The sequence below is a fragment of the Pedobacter sp. 10L46_2 genome (genome assembly GCF_056395165.1).
On the sequence record NZ_JBFTIZ010000405.1, the window covers coordinates 1 to 3,106 of the forward strand.

The window sequence follows — 3,106 nt, forward strand, 5'->3', positions numbered from 1 at the left end:
TAAATGAGCAATTCAGTCGATTTTAAAAGTCTTTTTAAGTACCAGATTACAATGCTGATCGTAGTTGTATTTGGGCTGATATTACCTTTAATAGGATGCTCAGATAAAAAGGAAACGCCTGAGTATAAAATTGGCTTTTCGCAATGTGTTGGATCTGACTTGTGGCGAAAAACAATGCTCGATGAGATGAAAACCGAGCTTTCGCTGCGTCCTGGAACTAAATTAAGTTATGCCGATGCCAATAACAGCAGCAGCAAGCAGATAGACCAGGTAAAACAAATGATTGAAGAGGGTATTGATTTACTTATTATTTCTCCAAACGAAGCCCTTCCATTAACTAAAATCGTTGAAGAGACCTATAACAAGGGAATTCCAGTAATCGTTATCGATCGTAAAACTTCATCGCCACTTTATACTGCTTATGTTGGTGCAGAGAATTATCAGGTTGGTAAAATTGCCGGCGAATATCTGGCAAACAGTCTAAAAGGTTCAGGAAATGTTGTAGAGGTAATGGGACTGCCCGGCTCCTCTCCTGCTATTGAGCGTGACAGGGGATTTATGGACGCACTTAAAAAGCATCCTCAAATTAAAGTAAATGGGCAGTTTTATGGCGACTGGCTTGGTGAAAACACAGAGGTTCAACTACTTAAAAACAAGGATAAACTTAAAAATGTTGATGCCATATTTGCGCATAATGATGTAATGGCAACAAGCACCCGCAGGGTACTTCAAAAGCTTAATCTGAATAAACGCATACAAGTTGTTGGTGTTGATGCCTTGCCCGGCAATGGCGGTGGGCTAAACCTGGTGAGTAACAAAACGCTTACTGCCAGTGTACTTTACCCTACCGGAGGTAAAGAAGCTATCAATATAGCCATGAGGATCCTGAACAGAGAATCATTCTCTAAAGAGAATATTCTGCAAACTGTGGTTATCGATAGCAGCAATGTACAATTAATGAAGCTTCAATGGGCAAGAATAAGCAGTCAGCAAAATGATATTGAACGGCAACAGACTTTACTGGCAGACCAATTCAAGGTATACAATAGCCAAAGATTGGTATTGAATTTCATTGTGATTACCCTTGTATTAGCGGTTGTGTTCGGGGGATTAGCCTTTCACGCCTTACTGGAGAATAGAAAAATCAATAAAAGTTTGGAGCTAAAGAATGCTGAGATCTTAAACCAACGCAATCAGTTGATTGAAATGTCGGAAAAAGCTCAGGCCGCAACCGAAGCTAAACTTAATTTTTTTACCAATATATCTCACGAATTCAGAACACCTCTAACACTGATCTTATCACCTCTGGAAGATCTGCTTAAAAATGAACGGATAAAAACATCCGCAGGTAATAATCTTAAGCTAATTAATAAAAACGTGTATAGGCTACTTCGGTTAGTAAATCAATTGATGGACTACCGGAAAATTGAGCATAAAAAATTCAAGCTGCATGCCACTGCCAATAACATAATAGATTTTATAAAAGAAATCCTGGATAGCTTTAAACACAGTGCTGAAAAACGAAATATAGACTTGAGACTAGTGATTAAAGAAAGTCCGGGAGTAGTTTGGTTTGATGTAAACATCCTTGATAAAGTGATATTTAACCTACTAAGCAATGCTTTAAAATTTACCAGCGATAACGGGAGAATATACATTACAATAAGCAAAACTGAAGATACTGTTCATATTGATGTAGAAGATAATGGAGTGGGAATGACTGACATAGAGCTTAAACATATTTTTGATCAGTTCTATCAATCGGATGTAAATTACAGTAGAGGTTCGGGTTTAGGGTTATCTCTTTCAAAAGAATTGATTCTTTTACACAAAGGCGATATCTCTGTAAACAGCCAAAAGTGGCAGGGAACAACATTTAGAATAGCACTTCCATTAGGAGACACTCACCTTACTGCCGAAGAAAAAGTTGCACAGGAACAGCAAAGTGCAAAACTTTATGATCAGATAAAAATATACACTACAGAACATGATCATGCGGCCATCAAAGAAAAAGATCGTTCATTTGAGCACATTAAAGATCAATCCATATTAATTATTGAGGACAATCAGGATCTCCTGGATTATTTAACGGATAAATTTGAGGGAACCTATGAAATATTTACAGCATCTACAGGTACGAATGGATTGGCAGAAGCATACGAAAAAATTCCAGACCTGATCATTACTGATGTTGTTGTGCCAGGTATATCCGGAAAAAACCTGACTCAGCAACTCAAATCTGATATTCGTACCTCACACATTCCAATTATATTATTAACTGCGCAAGGCAGCATAGAGCAGCAAGTAAATGGTATACAGAGCATGGCAGATGTGTATATCACGAAACCATTTAACTTCGAATACTTGCAAGCAAATGTAGAAAATCTGATCAAAAACCGGGTTATTTTAAAAGAGCATTATACAAGCGACATCTCCTCATCGGGCGTTAAAAGAACAATTACGAATGTGATTGACAAAAAGTTTCTAAATGACTTTGCCGGCATTGTAGAACACAACCTAGGCAATGAGCATTTCAGCGTTGATGACATCAGCAAAGCAATAGGCATATCCAGAGTTCAACTGTACCGTAAAATTAAAGCATTATTAAACTGTAGTATAACAGATTACATTCTGAACAGGCGACTTAAAAAAGCTAAGTACTATTTAAACAACGAAGAGTATTCCATTTCCGAAATCACTTATATGGTTGGTATATCCTCACCTACTTATTTCTCCACCATTTTTAAGAACAAATACGGAATGACCCCTACTGAATATAAAAAGACCCGACTCCAATAGTAAGCGGTTAGCCTTGTTTTTGAAAACAAACACTGTTTTCTACACCCTGGTACTGGCCATAGTTAGGTATAATTTCATATCCCATATTTTTATATAATGAAATAGCTTCAGGTTGCTTTAATCCCGTTTCCAGAACAAAACTATCATACCCTATTTCAACTGCCCACAACTCAAGTTCTGATAAAATCCGCCTCGCAATCCTCTTGCCTCTGGAATCTTCGTTTACATACATTCTTTTTATCTCTACTGCATTGGCTTCAAATGGCTTAAAAGCACCACAGCCAACCGGCTTACCATTATCATAAGC

At 37.5% G+C, this 3,106-nt stretch carries 2 protein-coding genes; one reads left to right on the plus strand and one right to left on the minus strand.

Going from position 1 to position 3,106, the window contains the following annotated elements:
• Positions 1 to 51 precede the first annotated feature (51 nt).
• Positions 52 to 2,799, plus strand: a complete 2,748-nt coding sequence (locus AC1DDX_RS25830; protein WP_477622861.1) for a substrate-binding domain-containing protein — start codon at positions 52 to 54, stop codon at positions 2,797 to 2,799.
• A gap of 7 nt (positions 2,800 to 2,806) precedes the next feature.
• On the opposite strand, the gene AC1DDX_RS25835 is transcribed toward AC1DDX_RS25830, so the two are convergent.
• The coding region (locus AC1DDX_RS25835; RefSeq protein ID WP_477622862.1) for a GNAT family N-acetyltransferase at positions 2,807 to 3,106 on the minus strand (300 nt) is incomplete at its 5' end.